A 14252-nucleotide genomic window follows, 5' to 3' on the forward strand; every position below is an offset into this window, starting at 1 on the left:
TCGATGGTTTACGACGGAAAGGGCTGAGCCATGAAGCTCGCGCTTGCACAGATCGATATGCGCCTGGGTGATATTGAGGGCATTTGCGGCCGCATCGAGGACCAGGCTCGTCTGGCCCACGAGCGCGGGGCGCGCGTGCTGTGCGTTCCGGCTCCGCTCTTTATGGGCGCCATGCCCGGTGGCCTGGTGGGCGCTGCCGACTTTGAGCACGACATGCTTGCCGGCTTGACTGGTGTCGCCGAGCGCATCCAGGAGCTTGACATGATCTGCATCGTGCCCGCGGCGGTTTCGTTTGAGGGTCAGCCGCTGCTCGACTACATGATGCTCAAGGACGGTCATGTGGTGCCGGCGCGTTCGAGCATTGCCCTGCAGCGTGGCGAGAACAACGACACGCGTTGGGCGCCGCCGGTGTTCGACGTGGACGGCGTGCGCATCGCCGTGATTTTTGACTTGGACCGCGAACTCGAGATGTTGCCGACCGGTGTTGACCTCATTGCGTATTTCCAATTCAATGCGTTTGACATGACCGACCGCGAGACTGCCGCCATTGCCGCCGTTCGCAGCGGCGCCTACCGCAAGATCGCATCCAAGCGCAGCGTGTGGTTTGCCTGTATGGCGCCGGTCGGTGCCTATGACGAGTCGGTGTATACCGGCGGTTCGTTTGTGCTCGACGACTGCGGTCGCGTGGTGGCCCAAGCGCCGTGTTTTGAGGAGAGCCTGCTGGTTCAGGAGATTCAGCGCGGCGTGATGCTCGATGCCCTGGAAGATCACGAACTGCCCGAGTTCCGTTCCGAGGAGTGGCTGTGGCGGGCGCTGGTGCTCGCCGTGCGCGACAACGCCCGGGCCCACGGTGCGTCGCGCGCCGTGGTGGCACTCGAGGGCGACTTGCCGTCGTCCCTGCTGGCGGCGCTGGCCGTCGACGCTCTGGGCCCACGTAACGTGATTGGCCTGGTGCTGGGGCGCAACCGCATCTTTACGCCGGCGCAGGAGGAGGCCGAGGCTGCTCGCTGTGCCGCCGTTCGCGCCATTGCCGAGCGCCTGCATATTCGCACGGTTGAGCGCGATGCGCCGGATGCCGCGCGCGTGCTCGACCGCGATGTGTCGGCGGGCGACGCCGAGCGCCTGCGCTCTCGCACGCTGGGCCTCATGCTGGAGGACACGGCGCTCGAGCTGGGTGCGATGGCGTTGAGTCCGCTGTCCAAAACCGAGTACGCGCTGGCGGCGCCGGCGCTTTGCGGCGGCTACCAGGGTGATTACGCGCCCTTTGGCGATGTGTACCTGTCGACGCTTGAGTTTGTGGCGCGCGTGCGCAACCGCACGTCTGCCGTGGTGCCCCAAGAGCTCGTGACGCTCAACGCGGTGGAAGATTGTATGGAGCGAGTGCTGGCGCAGGCGCTCTCGACGCTCGACGGTCCGGTCGATATGCTCGACCGCGCGGCACAGCTGCTCGGCGGGCTCGAGCCGGGTGAGGTCGATGGTGCGCTCGAGTCGCACGTGGACCGCAATCGATCTTTCGACGACATCCCGATGGCCGCTGGCAAGCCTGAGGCCTGCTCGCTGCTGCTGATGCTCGTGCGTCAGGGTGAGGCTGCCCGCCGCATGTTGCCGATGGCGCCGATCGTCTCTGCCCGTTCGTTTGCCGAGCGCGCCTGGCCGTACATGCTTGCGTGGTCCGATCTGGGGCTCAACGGCAAGGAGCGCATGACGGTTGATTCGCTGGCGCGCGCCGAGGTGCGTCGCTTTGCCGACGACGATACGAGTGACCGTATGCGCGGTGAGATGATGGGCATTTTGGGTGAGCTGCTGGGTATTTCGCCCGAGCAGATGGAGGAGCTGCGCTCTGAGGACGGTCAGCGTCGTTTGCACGAGGGCATGAAAAAGTTCGAGGGCGAGGTTCAGGACGCCATCGATAAGATGATGGGCGGCCAGGGTGGCCCGCAGGGTGGACCCCAGGGCACGCCGATGCCGCATCCGCCGGTGGATCCGAGGCAGTTCCCCTTTTTCTCGCAGAACTAACTATGGGATAGGATTCGCTTCCAACCCCGACACTTCAACTGAGCATCTTGGCCCCGTTGTGTTATTCTAGAACAGACGTTCGTGAATGATGCGCGGGGCCTTGTCTTGCGTTGTGCTTGTGGCGAGGGGAGGTTGGCTTGGTTATCTTGGGCATTGACCCCGGTTTGGCTCATACGGGTTGGGGAATTATCGAGGAGCGGCGTGGCGAGGTTCGCTGCCGTGCCTATGGCTGCATCGAGACCAGTGCCGGAAGTCCGCTCGCGGTGCGCCTGTCGCATATCGCCCGCGACCTCAAGGATGTCGTCGAGCGTTATCGACCCGACACGGCTGCTGTCGAGAGCATCTACTTTGGCGCCAACGTTCGTTCGGCCATCCCCACGGCGCATGCCCGCGGTGCTGCGCTCGTGGCGCTTTCGGAGTGCGCGCTCGAGATTGGCGAGTACACGCCCATGCAGATCAAACAGGCTGTGGTGGGCACCGGCGCCGCGGACAAGCGGCAGGTCGCCTACATGGTACGCACGCTCACGCAGCTCGACCACGACCCGCATCCCGACCATGCCGCCGATGCCCTGGCTTGCGCCATATGCCACGTAAACCTCAGCCGCACCCGCGCCCTCACCGGTGGCGAGTTCTATCAACAGAGAGGAACCGGATACTGATGATTTCCCAGCTCCACGGAACGCTTGTCGAGTCCACGATGAGTTCTGCTGTCGTCGATGTGTCGGGCGTTGGCTTTGAGCTCGGCATCTCGGGCAGCACTGCGGCCACGTTGCCGACGCCCGGCGGCGAGGTCCGCCTCTACACGCGTATGCAGGTGCGCGAGGACGCCATGACACTTTTCGGTTTTTCCTCAAAGGATGAGCGCACGATGTTCGACCGGCTCGTGTCCGTCTCGGGCGTTGGCCCGCGCTTGGCGCTCGCCGTGCTTTCCACCTATACCGTGGGGCAGCTGTATTCGCTGGTGATGGCCGAGGACGACAAGGGCATGTCCAAGGTACCCGGTGTGGGCAAAAAGACAGCTCAGCGCCTGATCCTGGAACTCAAGAGCACCTTTGCCAAGGATAAGGGCTTTGTGCCGGTCGACGTGATTCCCGGCCAGGTTGCGATGCCGGTTCCCGCCGCCGCTCCTTCGGCGATTGATGATGCCCGTGCGGCACTCCTTTCCATGGGCTTTAGCCCGCGGGAGACCGATGTTGCCCTGAGCGGGTATGATGGGCAGGATATGCGTGTCGAGGATCTGCTCGGCGCGGCGCTTAAGCGACTCGGAATGGATGCGTGATGTGGGAAGCCGATGACTCTCAGGACCTGTGGGCGACGCCCGGCAACTCGCCGGCGGCATCCATGGCGCACGGCGAGCGCATGGTGGGCTCGGAGCTGACGGCCGAGGACCTCGATGTCGACCGCACTTTGCGCCCCCAGCGCTTGGATGACTACTGCGGTCAGGAGCATATCAAGCAGAGCCTTCGCGTGCTCATCGAGGCAGCGCAGAGCCGCGGCGAGACGCTCGACCACGTGATCTTCTCGGGTCCTCCGGGCCTGGGCAAGACCACGCTGGCCACCGTTATCGCCAACGAGCTGGGCGCTCAGATCAAGACGACGAGTGGTCCGGCCATCGCGCGCACCGGCGACCTGGCGGCCATCCTTACTAACTTGCAGCCGGGTGATGTGCTGTTTATCGACGAGATCCACCGCCTTAACCGTTCGGTCGAGGAGGTCCTGTACCCCGCGATGGAGGACTTTGCCCTCGATATCGTGATTGGCAAGGGTCCGGCGGCGCGCTCGATTCGCCTGGATATCCCCAAGTTTACGCTGGTAGCGGCAACGACCCGCTCGGGCATGTTGACCGGCCCGTTGCGCGACCGCTTTGGCATTTCATATCGCCTGGATTACTACACGGTCGAGGAGCTCGCCCAGATTGTGACGCGTTCGGCAACCATCCTGGGCGTGACGATCGACCACCCCAGTGCACTCGAGATCGGCTCGCGTTCGCGCGGCACGCCACGTCTTGCCAACCGCCTGCTCAAGCGCGTGCGCGACTATGCGCAGGTGCGCGGCAACGGCCCCATCGAGCTCGATATCTGCCGTCAGGCACTCGAGTTCTTTGAGATCGACGAGCTCGGTCTGGACTGGATGGATATTCGCATTTTGGAGACGCTTGCCAAGACGTTCTCCGGTCGTGCCGTGGGACTTACGACCCTTGCCAGCGCGGTGGGCGAGGACCCGGGCACGCTCGAGGATGTCTATGAGCCCTATTTGCTGCAGTGCGGGTTGATGATTTGTACGCCGCAGGGCCGTCAGGCAACCCTTCGCACCTTTGAGCACCTGGGGATTGAACCTACCGTTTAGGGCGCTTTATTTTGGCGGGCTGTTGGGCTATCGCTGGGCATCGGGTAAACATATCGCCGTTCATCGGTTATGGGCGTTTTACTATTGCGCGCCCGTGCTATGCTGAATTGGTCTTTTTCTCATTCGGTAACGAAAGGACCGCCCATGCCTACTGACATCGAAATCGCACGTTCTGTCACGCCGCTGCCCATTACCGAGGTGGCCAAGAACGCCGGCGTCGACGTTAAGCACCTTATTCCGTACGGCTTCGACAAGGCTAAGGTCGACTATTCACTGCTCAACGAGCCGACTGATCACCAGGCCAAGCTTGTCCTCGTGACCGCCATCAACCCCACGCCTGCGGGCGAGGGCAAGACCACCACGACCATCGGTCTGGCCGATGGCCTGCGTCGTCGCGGCGTCAAGAGTGCCGTGGCCCTGCGCGAGCCTTCGCTCGGCCCCGTCTTTGGCGTTAAGGGCGGTGCTGCCGGCGGCGGCTGGGCTCAGGTCATCCCCATGGAGGATATCAACCTGCACTTTACCGGCGACTTCCACGCTATCGGTGCCGCCAATAACCTGCTGGCCGCCATGCTTGATAACCACATCCAGCAGGGCAATCAGCTCGGTATTGACGTTAAGCGCATCACTTGGAAGCGCGTCGTCGATATGAACGACCGTCAGCTGCGTCACGTCATCGACGGCATTGGCGGTAAGGCCCAGGGCGTGCCGCGCGAGGACGGCTTCGATATCACCGTTGCCTCCGAGGTCATGGCAATCCTGTGCCTGTCCACGAGCATCAACGATCTTAAGGAGCGCTTGGGCGAGATCGTTGTCGGCTACAGCTATGCCGGCGAGCCCGTCCGTGCCCGCGACCTCAAGGCCCAGGGTGCCATGGCCGCGTTGCTTAAGGACGCGCTCAAGCCCAACCTGGTGCAAACGCTCGAGGGCACGCCCGCGTTTGTCCACGGCGGTCCCTTCGCCAACATTGCCCACGGCTGTAACTCTATCATGGCCACGCGTATGGCGATGCGCTTTGGCGATGTTGCCATTACCGAGGCCGGCTTTGGTGCCGATCTGGGTGCCGAGAAGTTCCTCGACATCAAGTGCCGCATGACGGGCGTTCGCCCCAGCGCCGTCGTGGTCGTCGCCACTGCCCGCGCGCTGAAGTACAACGGTGGCGTCGCCAAGGCCGATCTCAACGAGGAGAACCTCGAGGCACTCAAGGCTGGCATGCCCAACCTGCTGCGTCACGTCGACAACATCCAGAACGTATATGGTCTGCCCTGCGTGGTCGCCATCAACCGCTTCCCGACGGACACCGAGGCCGAGCTTGCGCTCATTGAGTCCGAGTGCCAGAAGCTCGGCGTCAACGTTAAGCTTTCCGAGGTCTGGGCCAAGGGCGGCGAGGGCGCGCTCGAGCTTGCCGATGAGGTCATGCGTCTGATTGAGCAGCCGAGCGAGCTCAAGTTTGCCTATGAGGACGGCGCTGATGTCGCTGATGCCCTCGAGGCCGTTGCCACCAAGGTCTACCGCGCCGACGGCGTTGACTTTACGCCGGCCGCCAAGCGCCAGCTCGCCGAGCTGCGCGAGAACGGCTTTGGCAACCTGCCGGTGTGCGTCGCCAAGACGCAGTACAGCTTTAGCGACAACGCCAAGGCCCTGGGCGCTCCCGAGAACTTCCGCATCACGGTGCGTGAGCTCAAGGTTTCCGCCGGTGCCCACTTTGTGGTCGCGCTGACCGGCAGCGTTCTGACCATGCCGGGTCTGCCCAAGGTGCCCGCGGCCGAGAACATCGACGTCGACAACGACGGCAACATCACCGGCCTGTTCTAAGTCTGCTGTCCATAGCTGCTTGTCCGCCCCGCCGTGCCCACAAGGCCCGGCGGGGCTTTTTGATCCTTAGGCCCGCGCATGTCTTGTAGATACCGACGGACTCTGCCCATCATAGGCTTTTGCGCGGGTAGAATGCATGGATAACTTGAGGCTCACGCGCGACGGAAAGGAATCGTTGCATGGATCAGGACAAGACAACCGTGATGGGCGGCTACGGTTCCGCGCAGGCTGGCGATAGCGCCGATGCGACCCGCGTTGTTCCCAACCCCGGTTATGCCGACCCCGCCGCGACGCAGCCTTCTGCCGAGCCCACCCGGGTTATGGGCTATGGCGACACGGCGCAGGATTCTTACGCTGCATCTTCGCAAGGCCCCTATGGCAACGCAGCTCCGGATCCGTTTGATTACACGCCGCAGGATTCTTATGCTGCCTCGACGCCGAATCCCTATGACAACCTGCCGCAGAATCCCATTCCGCAGCCTCAGCAGACGACGTATATGCCTCGCACGGCGCAGCCTCGCTACGAGTCGCGCGAGCCGTATCGCGAGTACCCCAAGTCGATTCCGCAATATAGCGAAGACGAGGAGAAGAGGCCGTCGCGTTCGTCGAGCGTGATCAAGAAGATCCTCATCGTGCTGGCGATTTTCTTTGCGCTGTCGGTTGTGTTTGCCATCGTGTCGGGCATGCTCAACAAGCGGGGGAGCTCAACGGCCGATACCGCTGCCGAGCAAACCGAGTCCGCCTCGTCTAGCACCGTCGATCTGAGCGATATCCCGGGGCAGTATTGGTCCAACGCCAAGAAGCTTCTCAAGTCGCGCGGCGCCGATCTTTCGAATGCCGTGGTCCTGACTGATGATGGCTCAACGCCCGTCGTCGATGCCAACTGGGTCGTTACTTCTGCCTACTATAACGACAGCGGCAACCTCGAAATTCAGCTCACGCACAAGGACGGCTCGTCGGGCAACGCGTCCGGCGACCAGGGCGGCGCGGACAGCTCGAGTTCCAATACGCTGGAGGACTTGAGCAACAAGGCGCAGGAGTTGGGAGACAAGGCGCAAGAGCTGGGCGACACGGCACAAAACCTGGGCGATACCGCGCAGAACTTGGGCGGCTTGGCGACGGATGCCTGGAACGCCCTGCAAAACGGCATCTCGGGCGCGCAGGGAAACTAGCTGTTAAGCAGGCTACAACTGCTCGGCCGGACGCTCGGGCGAGCTAAAGCCCGAATCAAACGTGACGACGCATGAGGCATCGGGTCGGCGCCCGTGCACGATGCGCGTGACGAGCTCCAGCAGCTCCTCGTCGGATATGTCAAAGCCGTCGGGACGCACCAGGTCAAACGAAACGAACCCGTCGTGCTCGTGCAGGTCGTGGATGGAGAGCGCGGGATCGATCTGCATGACGCCGCGCTTGACCCAGCTGCGCAGGTCGTCGCTGGTGGTGGCGATGGGGTCGCAGTGCAGCGTGATATCGATGCCCATTTGGCGCTTGATGTCGTGCTCGATGGTGTCCAAAATCTCGTGGTGCTCAAATGCGTCGCCCTCGCCGGGCATCTCCACGTGGGCGCTGGCAAACTGACGACCGGGGCCGTAGTCGTGCACCATCAGGTCGTGTGTGCCCAAGACCTGCGGATAGGACATGATCTTATCGCGGATTGCCTGGACGAGCTTGGGGTCGGGCGCTTGCCCCAGCAATGGGCTGATGGCGTCGCGCACTAGGCCCATGCCGCTGATGCAGATGAAGATGCCCACACCCAGGCCTGCCCAGCCATCGAGGTCAAAGCCGGTCGTCTGCGAAATAAGCGCCGCCACCAAGACCGAGCCCGAGGTGATGACGTCGTTTTTGGAGTCCTGCGCCGTGGCGATGAGCGTTTCGGAATCGATGCGGTTACCCAGCGTGCGGTTGAACGCGGCCATCCAGAGCTTTACGAGCATGGACGTAGCCAGTGCCGCAAGGGAAATGAACGTGTAAGCGGTGGGGGAAGGCTTGATGATCTTGGTGACCGACTCGAGGATCAGGTTGATGCCGACGGCGCAAACCAGGACGGCGACGAACAGGCCGGCTAGGTACTCATAGCGGCCGTGACCATAGGGGTGGCCTTCGTCTGCCGGGCGGCTGGCAAGGCGGAACCCGAGCAGGCTCACGATGTTGCTCGAGGCATCGGAGAGGTTGTTGAAAGCGTCGGCGATGAGGGAGACGGAGCCGGCGAGCAGGCCCGCGATGCCCTTGGCCAGGCACAGGGTGATGTTGAGTCCAATGCAGATGAGGCTTGCGGTAAAACCCGCGTTGGTGCGGCAAGATGCATCGACCGGCTCGTCCTCGCTGCCGGGAACAAGCGTATGTACCAGCCGATTTACAAATAGCATAGCGGTCGTCCTCACAATCATGTTTAAGGGGATAGTGTAGCTCGCGCGGGGGCGCCGTGCACCGATGCTCAGAAAATGCAGCAATAGTCTGCCGGTGCTAACGAGCGAGCCTTCTCGTCTGCCTGGGTGGTCCATTTTGGGCCACATGGGTATGGGCATGTGCCTGTTTGATCGACATACTTAATGCCGACAGCCCCTGTGCAAAGGAGGACGTTTCCATGGACGAGATGTTTGCCATTAAATGTCAAAACTGCGGCGGCCCTATGTACACACACCAAGCTAAGCGCAGCTTTGAGTGCGCTTATTGCGGTGCGGTCATTCCGTGGCAGGCGGACGCCGGAGAGCCCAAGAGCGCTTTGGGCATTCGCCATACGCCGTTGACGGTGGTGGATGGACTGCTCAAGCTCACGCATGTGTCGCAACTCGAGCGCCCGGAGGACCCGGACTGGTATTTCTTCAATTCGCACTGGCGCAATCAGTCGGTCCTGGAACATCTGCTGTGGGAGGATCGCGGCACGGCGCAAGAGTTCCAAGAGGCTACGCATGTGAGCATTCCTTGCCCCTTCTGCGGAGCGTCCTTTGAGGGCGAGTCAACGCAGCGTGTGTTTGAGTGCCCGTCCTGCGGCAACAAGATCGGCATTGCCGACCTGCTCAAGCCCGGTACCTTCAGCAAGCGTCTGACCATGGGCGTGGGTGCAGAGTATGTGCCGGAGCAGGGCATTCCCTGCGAAATCTCGCCGCAGCAGGCACGTGCCAACGCACTGCAGCTGGTGCGCCAGTACCCCGACGCCTTTGCCGGGCACGACGTGGAAGATGCGATCCAAAACGACATGATGCTCTTCTATTTCCCCATGGCGCTGGCGGACCTGCGCATGATGGCGTCCTTCCCGGTCAAGGGCCTGAGCAAGGAGACCCTGGTGTACTACGAGGTGCTCGACTGGGCGTATCCCAGGGCAAACTACCTGGACGTTCGCCTCCTGGGCATTTTGGAGCCGTGGGACTTTGCCAAGGTCGGTCCGTTCGATCCCGCCATGCAGGAAGGCGACTTTCGCGTCGTCTCCGTCGATGCGTCTACCAAGGACCAGGTGGTCATTGATAAGCTGGCGCTCGACGTTGCGGGCAACGACGCCGAGGCTGTACTGGGGCTCAATAAAAAGAGCATCCGCACCTGGGCGCGCAAGGCCCGCAAGCACAAGGACGGCCTAGTTATGGTGCCGGTGTACTTTGTCGACCGTCCGGCAACGGATAGCCGCGACGGCGAGCAGGTGCGCATCGCCGTAAACGGCCAGACGGGCCGCGCGGCCGCGGTGGTGTTTAGCGACAAGCGCGAGACGCATATTGTGGCGCCGCTCAGCCCGAGTCTGCATCTGTCCGGTGAGAGCACCGTGCACGCCACGCCCGTCGAGGTCAAATACGTTAAATCGCCGTTCCTGTACCAGATCGTGCGCCGTGGAGGCGGCGAGCAACCGCGCCAGGTTGCAGCCGCCGTCGAGGGTTCCTACCGAGAGGAGAAGCCCAAACGTCGCGGCCTGCTGGGTGCGCTATTTGGGAAGTAGGGAAGCGCAGCCGGTTGGCGCTGCGATGCGATAGTTAGAGGAACGGGGCAGTCCGCAGAAGTGCGGACTGCCCCGTTTTTGTGTTGCGGGGAAGTACTGGGCACTTCATTAAAGGTCTTCGCACGGACTCGAATTTCAATGTCGTCTAGCGCCTTCGTGCAGGATTCCCGAAGTGACTAAAATGTGGCCATAGAGACAGTTTTAACGAACCCCACGGGAGTGACGTGTATGGACAACAACACGCTGCTATTCCAGGACAAAGGTTCGGGTAGGTATAAAGACGTCAAGATCTACCCTAACCGCATTGAGGTACTCAAGAAGGGCACTTTTGGCGGCAAGCACACCGAGATTGTTTATCTTAAGGACATTACGGGCGTCAATAGAATCAAAGGCCGCGATGTTTTTCTGCGCAATCGTCTGTTGACCGCTTGCGTCTTTAGCCTGAACAGCTGTGCGAAGGCCCAGGAGTTTGTTAACGCGCTGAACATGGTGATGTAGCCGATAGCGGCGTTCGGGCCAAGGTAAAAATCGGGGGCACAGAACGGTGTTCTGCGCCCCCGATTGAGTCGATGTGTCTAAAAGGCCGGCTTGCCTATTCGACAACGTCCTCGTTGTTTTCACCGTCACTGGCAAGCATCGCCGCGCCGGCGACCGTTGTCGCCACGGCGGCGGCAGCGAGCCCGGCGGCAACGCCAGAGCTGTCGCCCGTGTCGGCGAGCTTTCCGCCCGAGCTCTTGCCCTTGTTGCCCTTACCGTTCTTATCAGCGCTGCCTGCGTTGGAACCCGTGCCGCTGCCGGTGCCGGCGCCGGCAGCACTGTCCGAGGCCGCTACGGTAAAGCTTGCGGCTCCGTCGCTGGCGAGCGTGTAGTTCTGCGCCGCGTTGCCCAAGAGACCGTTCACGCGCACCCAGTACGTTCCTGCGGCAAATGTTTCGCCCTCGGCCATTGCTGTGCCCGGAGCGCCGTTCGCGTCGTGCACAAACTCGAGCTGGGCCGTGCAGGCATCGGTTTCGAGCTTGCCCTCGAGTGATGCCGCAATCTTGGCGCGCACGTCTTCGCCGGCCTTAAGGCCTTCGAGTCCCTCAAAATGGGGCGTCAGCGCGCGTGGATCGATATCGATGGGCACAGAGCCCTGCAGCCCCGTAACGGTCTCGTTGCCCAGGGCGTCGACATCCACGTATTCAATGGCAAACGCATGGCCCGAAGCCGCCACGTTGAGTACGTTGCTGCTGTCGACAAGGCGGAAATGGCCCTCGCCAACGGTCTTGCCATCCTGGAGCGAGGCATCGCTCAGCGAGTCGCCGTACGTCATGCGCATGCGGGTCGGGAGGCAGCACGAAGCCGACTGCGTGTGCTTCGTATCGTAATTGTAATTGCGCTGGTAGATGCTCCGGGCCAGCGCCGCATCAACAAAGTCGGATGCGATGATGCCAATGTGCTTGAGGTAATCTGACTTTGTATCCTCGGTGCCGCTGGGATTGATGTACGGGCTCTTGTACAGATGCTCGTTGACTACTCGTGCCGAGGTAAAAGGATTGCCTCCGTGCGACAAGCCCGTGCAGCTGGTGTAGTTGATAGACCAGCAACGCTCCTGGACTTGCACCTCGGCCCCGGCATCGTCCACGACGTCTACCTTGTTGCACGTGCGCCCGGTCGTTTCCTTCAGCGCATTATCGACCCAGCTGAGCTTGTCGGTTCCCGTGAGTTTGTACTTGTCCTGGGCATATACCTTGGTGCAATAGGGCTCTTCATTGCCCGTTTCCCCTATGGCTTCAAATCCCCGCGCGTCTTGGACGAGACACATCGACTGCCCGGAATGCGCCTTGATCTTGCCATCCCATTGGGTGAGGTCGAGGCCCCACGTGTGGCCGCTTACGCTGTTGCCGGCGAGCCCAAATCGACGCAGCAGGACGATCTTTCCGCGCACCTCGCCCAGCGTGGGGACGTGGCTCGACGTGTAGAACAGGTTGGGGTTATCGGCCATAACCTTGGCGAAGGCCGTCGTTATGCTTTCGTCGGTAGCCTCATCGTTGCCGCGCGATGCGAGCATGATGAGCGCTTCTGACGGGTTTTCGTTCAAAAACGTTTTGAAGTACCCGATGACATCGGAGAGATGCAGATAGTTCCCGTCTTTTTTGAGTAGGTAGAAAATCCCGTGGTCGATGCCGGGGTCATCGCCCTTTCCGAGCCGGATATCAAAATAGCGAATGCCTTCGAGCAACTGCGTGGGAATGTAATCCTGCTGGCATTTTACTTGCGAGGATTGGGGCTCAGTGTCGTTGTCCACGCTGCAGGTGCCCGAATCGTGCGTACCCGGGATGCTCAGCTCGTCGAGGAACTTGTTGTCCTCGACGTATTTCATCCAACATGGTCCGTCGACGTAGCTGCTGTACGTGATCCAGTCGAGGCTGCTAACCGTGGCATCGTTCTTTTTCATGTCGTAACCGATAAGTTCGAGCTCCCACGGAATGCTCTTACTCTTATGGCAGATCTTATTGTTGTCCTGGTCTTTGCCGTTCGATTCTATTGCCAGGTACTTAATGTCTTTTTTCTCGGTTTCTTTCTCGACCGTGCGGTCTCGGATGATGTAGGTTCCGTTTGATTGACGCTCGAACGCAAAAGCGCGGCTGGGCTTGTTGTCATACTCGCCGCCCCATACGTGGATGACCTTTCCATCTTTGTCCGAGTCGTCGTCGACCGACCAAATGCTGTAGCCCGTCTTTTTATGCTCTTCGAAATTGAGCAAGGTGCGGATAGCATACCAGTTTGTATCGTCATTCTTGGTCGTTACGTTCTCAAGGATGAGCTTGCTGGACGTGCCGTCATTAAATAGGTGGCAGACGTTGCCGATGACGTTGCCGTCTTCGTTGACGCTCGCGGTGCGAAAATAGCCCGCGGGGCGAAGGCGAATGACGAACTTGTCGAGGTTGGCCGCCGGTGTGGGCGTGTCTTCTGCAAATGCCGCGCGCATGGGAAGGCCCAATCCCGCGGTTTCGGGCAGGCTTACAAATGGCGACAATGCTGCGAGTCCTAGGCCCAACGTGAATGCTCGACGGCTGATGGCGTGGTGTTCGGTCATAACTCCTCCGTTCGCAGGGTGCGGTTATGCGATAGTTTTGGTCACTATACTGCTCAGATGTTTAAAGATGCTGGTTTAATTGTCTGCGCGGCGCAATAAATCGGCGGGCGGACGTGTTGGGGTGCTTGTCGTTTTCGTACTGTTGCTACATTTGGAGCGGTTCCGGCGTCCGGCATCCTCGCGTTCGTTGGCTACCGGCATAAGAAAGGGAGGGTCGGTTTACCGGCCCTCCCTGGGTACGAAGCGCTGGGGTACCGTCGCTTGTTTGCACTGCGCCCGTGTTTCCCGCTGCACTCGCCAGTCGCTTAGCGCTTGATCTCGATATCGTCGAGCTTGACGTCCATGGCCTCGGTCTTGGCCTCGGCGATGTCGTCGGCAAACTCCAGGGACTTCATCATGGTCTCGACGGCGTCCTTGTGTTCCTCGACGTTGTCGATACGCACATACACGCTGCCACCGTCAACGTCGGTGAAGTACTCGGTCGTCACGCCGCCCGAGTGCGTAAAGTAGGCGCTGCGCCAGGTCTTGCCGTTGTACTTAACGGGATCACTCTCGGTCCATCCGGAGTTGGTCTTCCACTTTGCCTCGTAGTCGAACAGCTCGTCGGCGTTCTTGTCAGAGTCGAAGACGGGGATGAAGCGGTCGCTGGCATGCTCGCTCTCGGTGAACTTAAACTGGGCCCTGTCGGCGGTATCGCCTGCAACGTCCGTGATTTCGACGCCCTCGGGCACCTCGACTTTAAACCAAATGAAGTCAGTCCTCATATCCACGGCTGGCTTTTCCGCTCCACCGCCACCGCCGCTGCCGGTAGCGCCGCCGCTGCCACCGCAACCCACCAAGGCAACCGCGGCAAAGAGACTGATGCAGAGGGTGAGAATCGCAAAGGCCTTCTTTTCCATGGTCGTGTCCTCCTCGATCTGTAATCGTCCATGGGTTACCTCCCTTTACTGTACGCGTGGACGGCTCCTTCGGGTGGGCCATGTGTCCCATTCTGAGGGCCGGATTTGCGCCGTTAAGTGGCAATATGCACGGGTCCAAAAGAGGGGAGGGCCGGTGCTGTCGGCTCTCCCCGGGTTG

11 protein-coding genes are annotated in these 14252 nt (G+C 61.1%); 8 read left to right on the forward strand and 3 right to left on the reverse strand.

Going from position 1 to position 14252, the window contains the following annotated elements:
* Positions 1–30 precede the first annotated feature (30 nt).
* From LK493_RS00920 to LK493_RS00945, 6 genes are all read left to right on the forward strand, one after another.
* Positions 31–2016, forward strand: a complete 1986-nt coding sequence (locus LK493_RS00920; RefSeq protein ID WP_227789805.1) for an NAD(+) synthetase — start codon at positions 31–33, stop codon at positions 2014–2016.
* Positions 2017–2153: 137 nt separating this feature from the next.
* Positions 2154–2675 (forward strand): crossover junction endodeoxyribonuclease RuvC, encoded by a 522-nt coding sequence (gene ruvC / locus LK493_RS00925; RefSeq protein WP_118405685.1) that lies wholly within the window; start codon positions 2154–2156, stop codon positions 2673–2675.
* A complete protein-coding gene (gene ruvA / locus LK493_RS00930) occupies positions 2675–3295 on the forward strand; it encodes a Holliday junction branch migration protein RuvA (RefSeq protein ID WP_195621073.1) in 621 nt (206 codons plus the stop codon). The genes ruvC and ruvA overlap by 1 nt, the downstream gene beginning before the upstream one ends.
* A complete protein-coding gene (ruvB, locus tag LK493_RS00935) occupies positions 3295–4362 on the forward strand; it encodes a Holliday junction branch migration DNA helicase RuvB (protein WP_227789806.1) in 1068 nt (355 codons plus the stop codon). Before ruvA ends, ruvB begins: the two co-directional genes overlap by 1 nt.
* A gap of 144 nt (positions 4363–4506) precedes the next feature.
* Positions 4507–6174 (forward strand): formate--tetrahydrofolate ligase, encoded by a 1668-nt coding sequence (locus tag LK493_RS00940; protein WP_117655592.1) that lies wholly within the window; start codon positions 4507–4509, stop codon positions 6172–6174.
* A 179-nt stretch (positions 6175–6353) separates the two neighbouring features.
* Positions 6354–7346, forward strand: coding sequence for a hypothetical protein (locus tag LK493_RS00945; RefSeq protein ID WP_227789807.1), 993 nt, complete (start codon positions 6354–6356; stop codon positions 7344–7346).
* A 12-nt stretch (positions 7347–7358) separates the two neighbouring features.
* Here the strand turns inward: LK493_RS00945 and LK493_RS00950 are convergent, their stop codons facing one another.
* Positions 7359–8540: a cation diffusion facilitator family transporter gene (locus LK493_RS00950; RefSeq protein WP_227789808.1), complete on the reverse strand. Its 1182-nt coding sequence runs from the start codon at positions 8538–8540 to the stop codon at positions 7359–7361.
* A 218-nt stretch (positions 8541–8758) separates the two neighbouring features.
* Between LK493_RS00950 and LK493_RS00955 the strand changes: the two genes are divergently transcribed.
* Together LK493_RS00955 and LK493_RS00960 are read left to right on the forward strand one after the other, a co-directional pair.
* The gene (locus LK493_RS00955) at positions 8759–10096 is read left to right on the forward strand and encodes a hypothetical protein (protein ID WP_227789809.1); all 1338 of its coding nucleotides are present in this window, start codon (positions 8759–8761) and stop codon (positions 10094–10096) included.
* A 228-nt stretch (positions 10097–10324) separates the two neighbouring features.
* Positions 10325–10594, forward strand: a complete 270-nt coding sequence (locus LK493_RS00960; protein ID WP_227789810.1) for a hypothetical protein — start codon at positions 10325–10327, stop codon at positions 10592–10594.
* Positions 10595–10688: 94 nt separating this feature from the next.
* Here the strand turns inward: LK493_RS00960 and LK493_RS00965 are convergent, their stop codons facing one another.
* Together LK493_RS00965 and LK493_RS00970 are read right to left on the reverse strand one after the other, a co-directional pair.
* Positions 10689–13175 carry a phosphatidylinositol-specific phospholipase C gene (locus LK493_RS00965; RefSeq protein ID WP_227789811.1) on the reverse strand — a complete coding sequence of 829 codons (2487 nt, stop codon included), beginning with the start codon at positions 13173–13175 and terminating at the stop codon, positions 10689–10691.
* Between the two features lie 305 nt (positions 13176–13480).
* Positions 13481–14074 (reverse strand): hypothetical protein, encoded by a 594-nt coding sequence (locus tag LK493_RS00970; protein ID WP_227789812.1) that lies wholly within the window; start codon positions 14072–14074, stop codon positions 13481–13483.
* Positions 14075–14252: the final 178 nt, after the last annotated feature.

Origin of the sequence: Collinsella aerofaciens (genome assembly GCF_020709435.1) — a bacterium.
In the GTDB taxonomy this organism is placed as follows: Bacteria; Actinomycetota; Coriobacteriia; order Coriobacteriales; family Coriobacteriaceae; genus Collinsella; species Collinsella aerofaciens_AU.

Excerpts from the sequence above, each read along its gene's own strand:
- LK493_RS00950 (WP_227789808.1), bottom strand. The coding sequence starts at position 8,540 with ATGCTATTTGTAAATCGGCTGGTACATACGCTTGTTCCCGGCAGCGAG.
- LK493_RS00945 (WP_227789807.1), top strand. The coding sequence starts at position 6,354 with ATGGATCAGGACAAGACAACCGTGATGGGCGGCTACGGTTCCGCGCAG.
- ruvA (WP_195621073.1), top strand. The coding sequence starts at position 2,675 with ATGATTTCCCAGCTCCACGGAACGCTTGTCGAGTCCACGATGAGTTCT.
- LK493_RS00940 (WP_117655592.1), top strand. The coding sequence starts at position 4,507 with ATGCCTACTGACATCGAAATCGCACGTTCTGTCACGCCGCTGCCCATT.
- LK493_RS00955 (WP_227789809.1), top strand. The coding sequence starts at position 8,759 with ATGGACGAGATGTTTGCCATTAAATGTCAAAACTGCGGCGGCCCTATG.
- LK493_RS00960 (WP_227789810.1), top strand. The coding sequence starts at position 10,325 with ATGGACAACAACACGCTGCTATTCCAGGACAAAGGTTCGGGTAGGTAT.
- LK493_RS00970 (WP_227789812.1), bottom strand. The coding sequence starts at position 14,074 with ATGGAAAAGAAGGCCTTTGCGATTCTCACCCTCTGCATCAGTCTCTTT.
- LK493_RS00965 (WP_227789811.1), bottom strand. The coding sequence starts at position 13,175 with ATGACCGAACACCACGCCATCAGCCGTCGAGCATTCACGTTGGGCCTA.
- LK493_RS00920 (WP_227789805.1), top strand. The coding sequence starts at position 31 with ATGAAGCTCGCGCTTGCACAGATCGATATGCGCCTGGGTGATATTGAG.
- ruvB (WP_227789806.1), top strand. The coding sequence starts at position 3,295 with ATGTGGGAAGCCGATGACTCTCAGGACCTGTGGGCGACGCCCGGCAAC.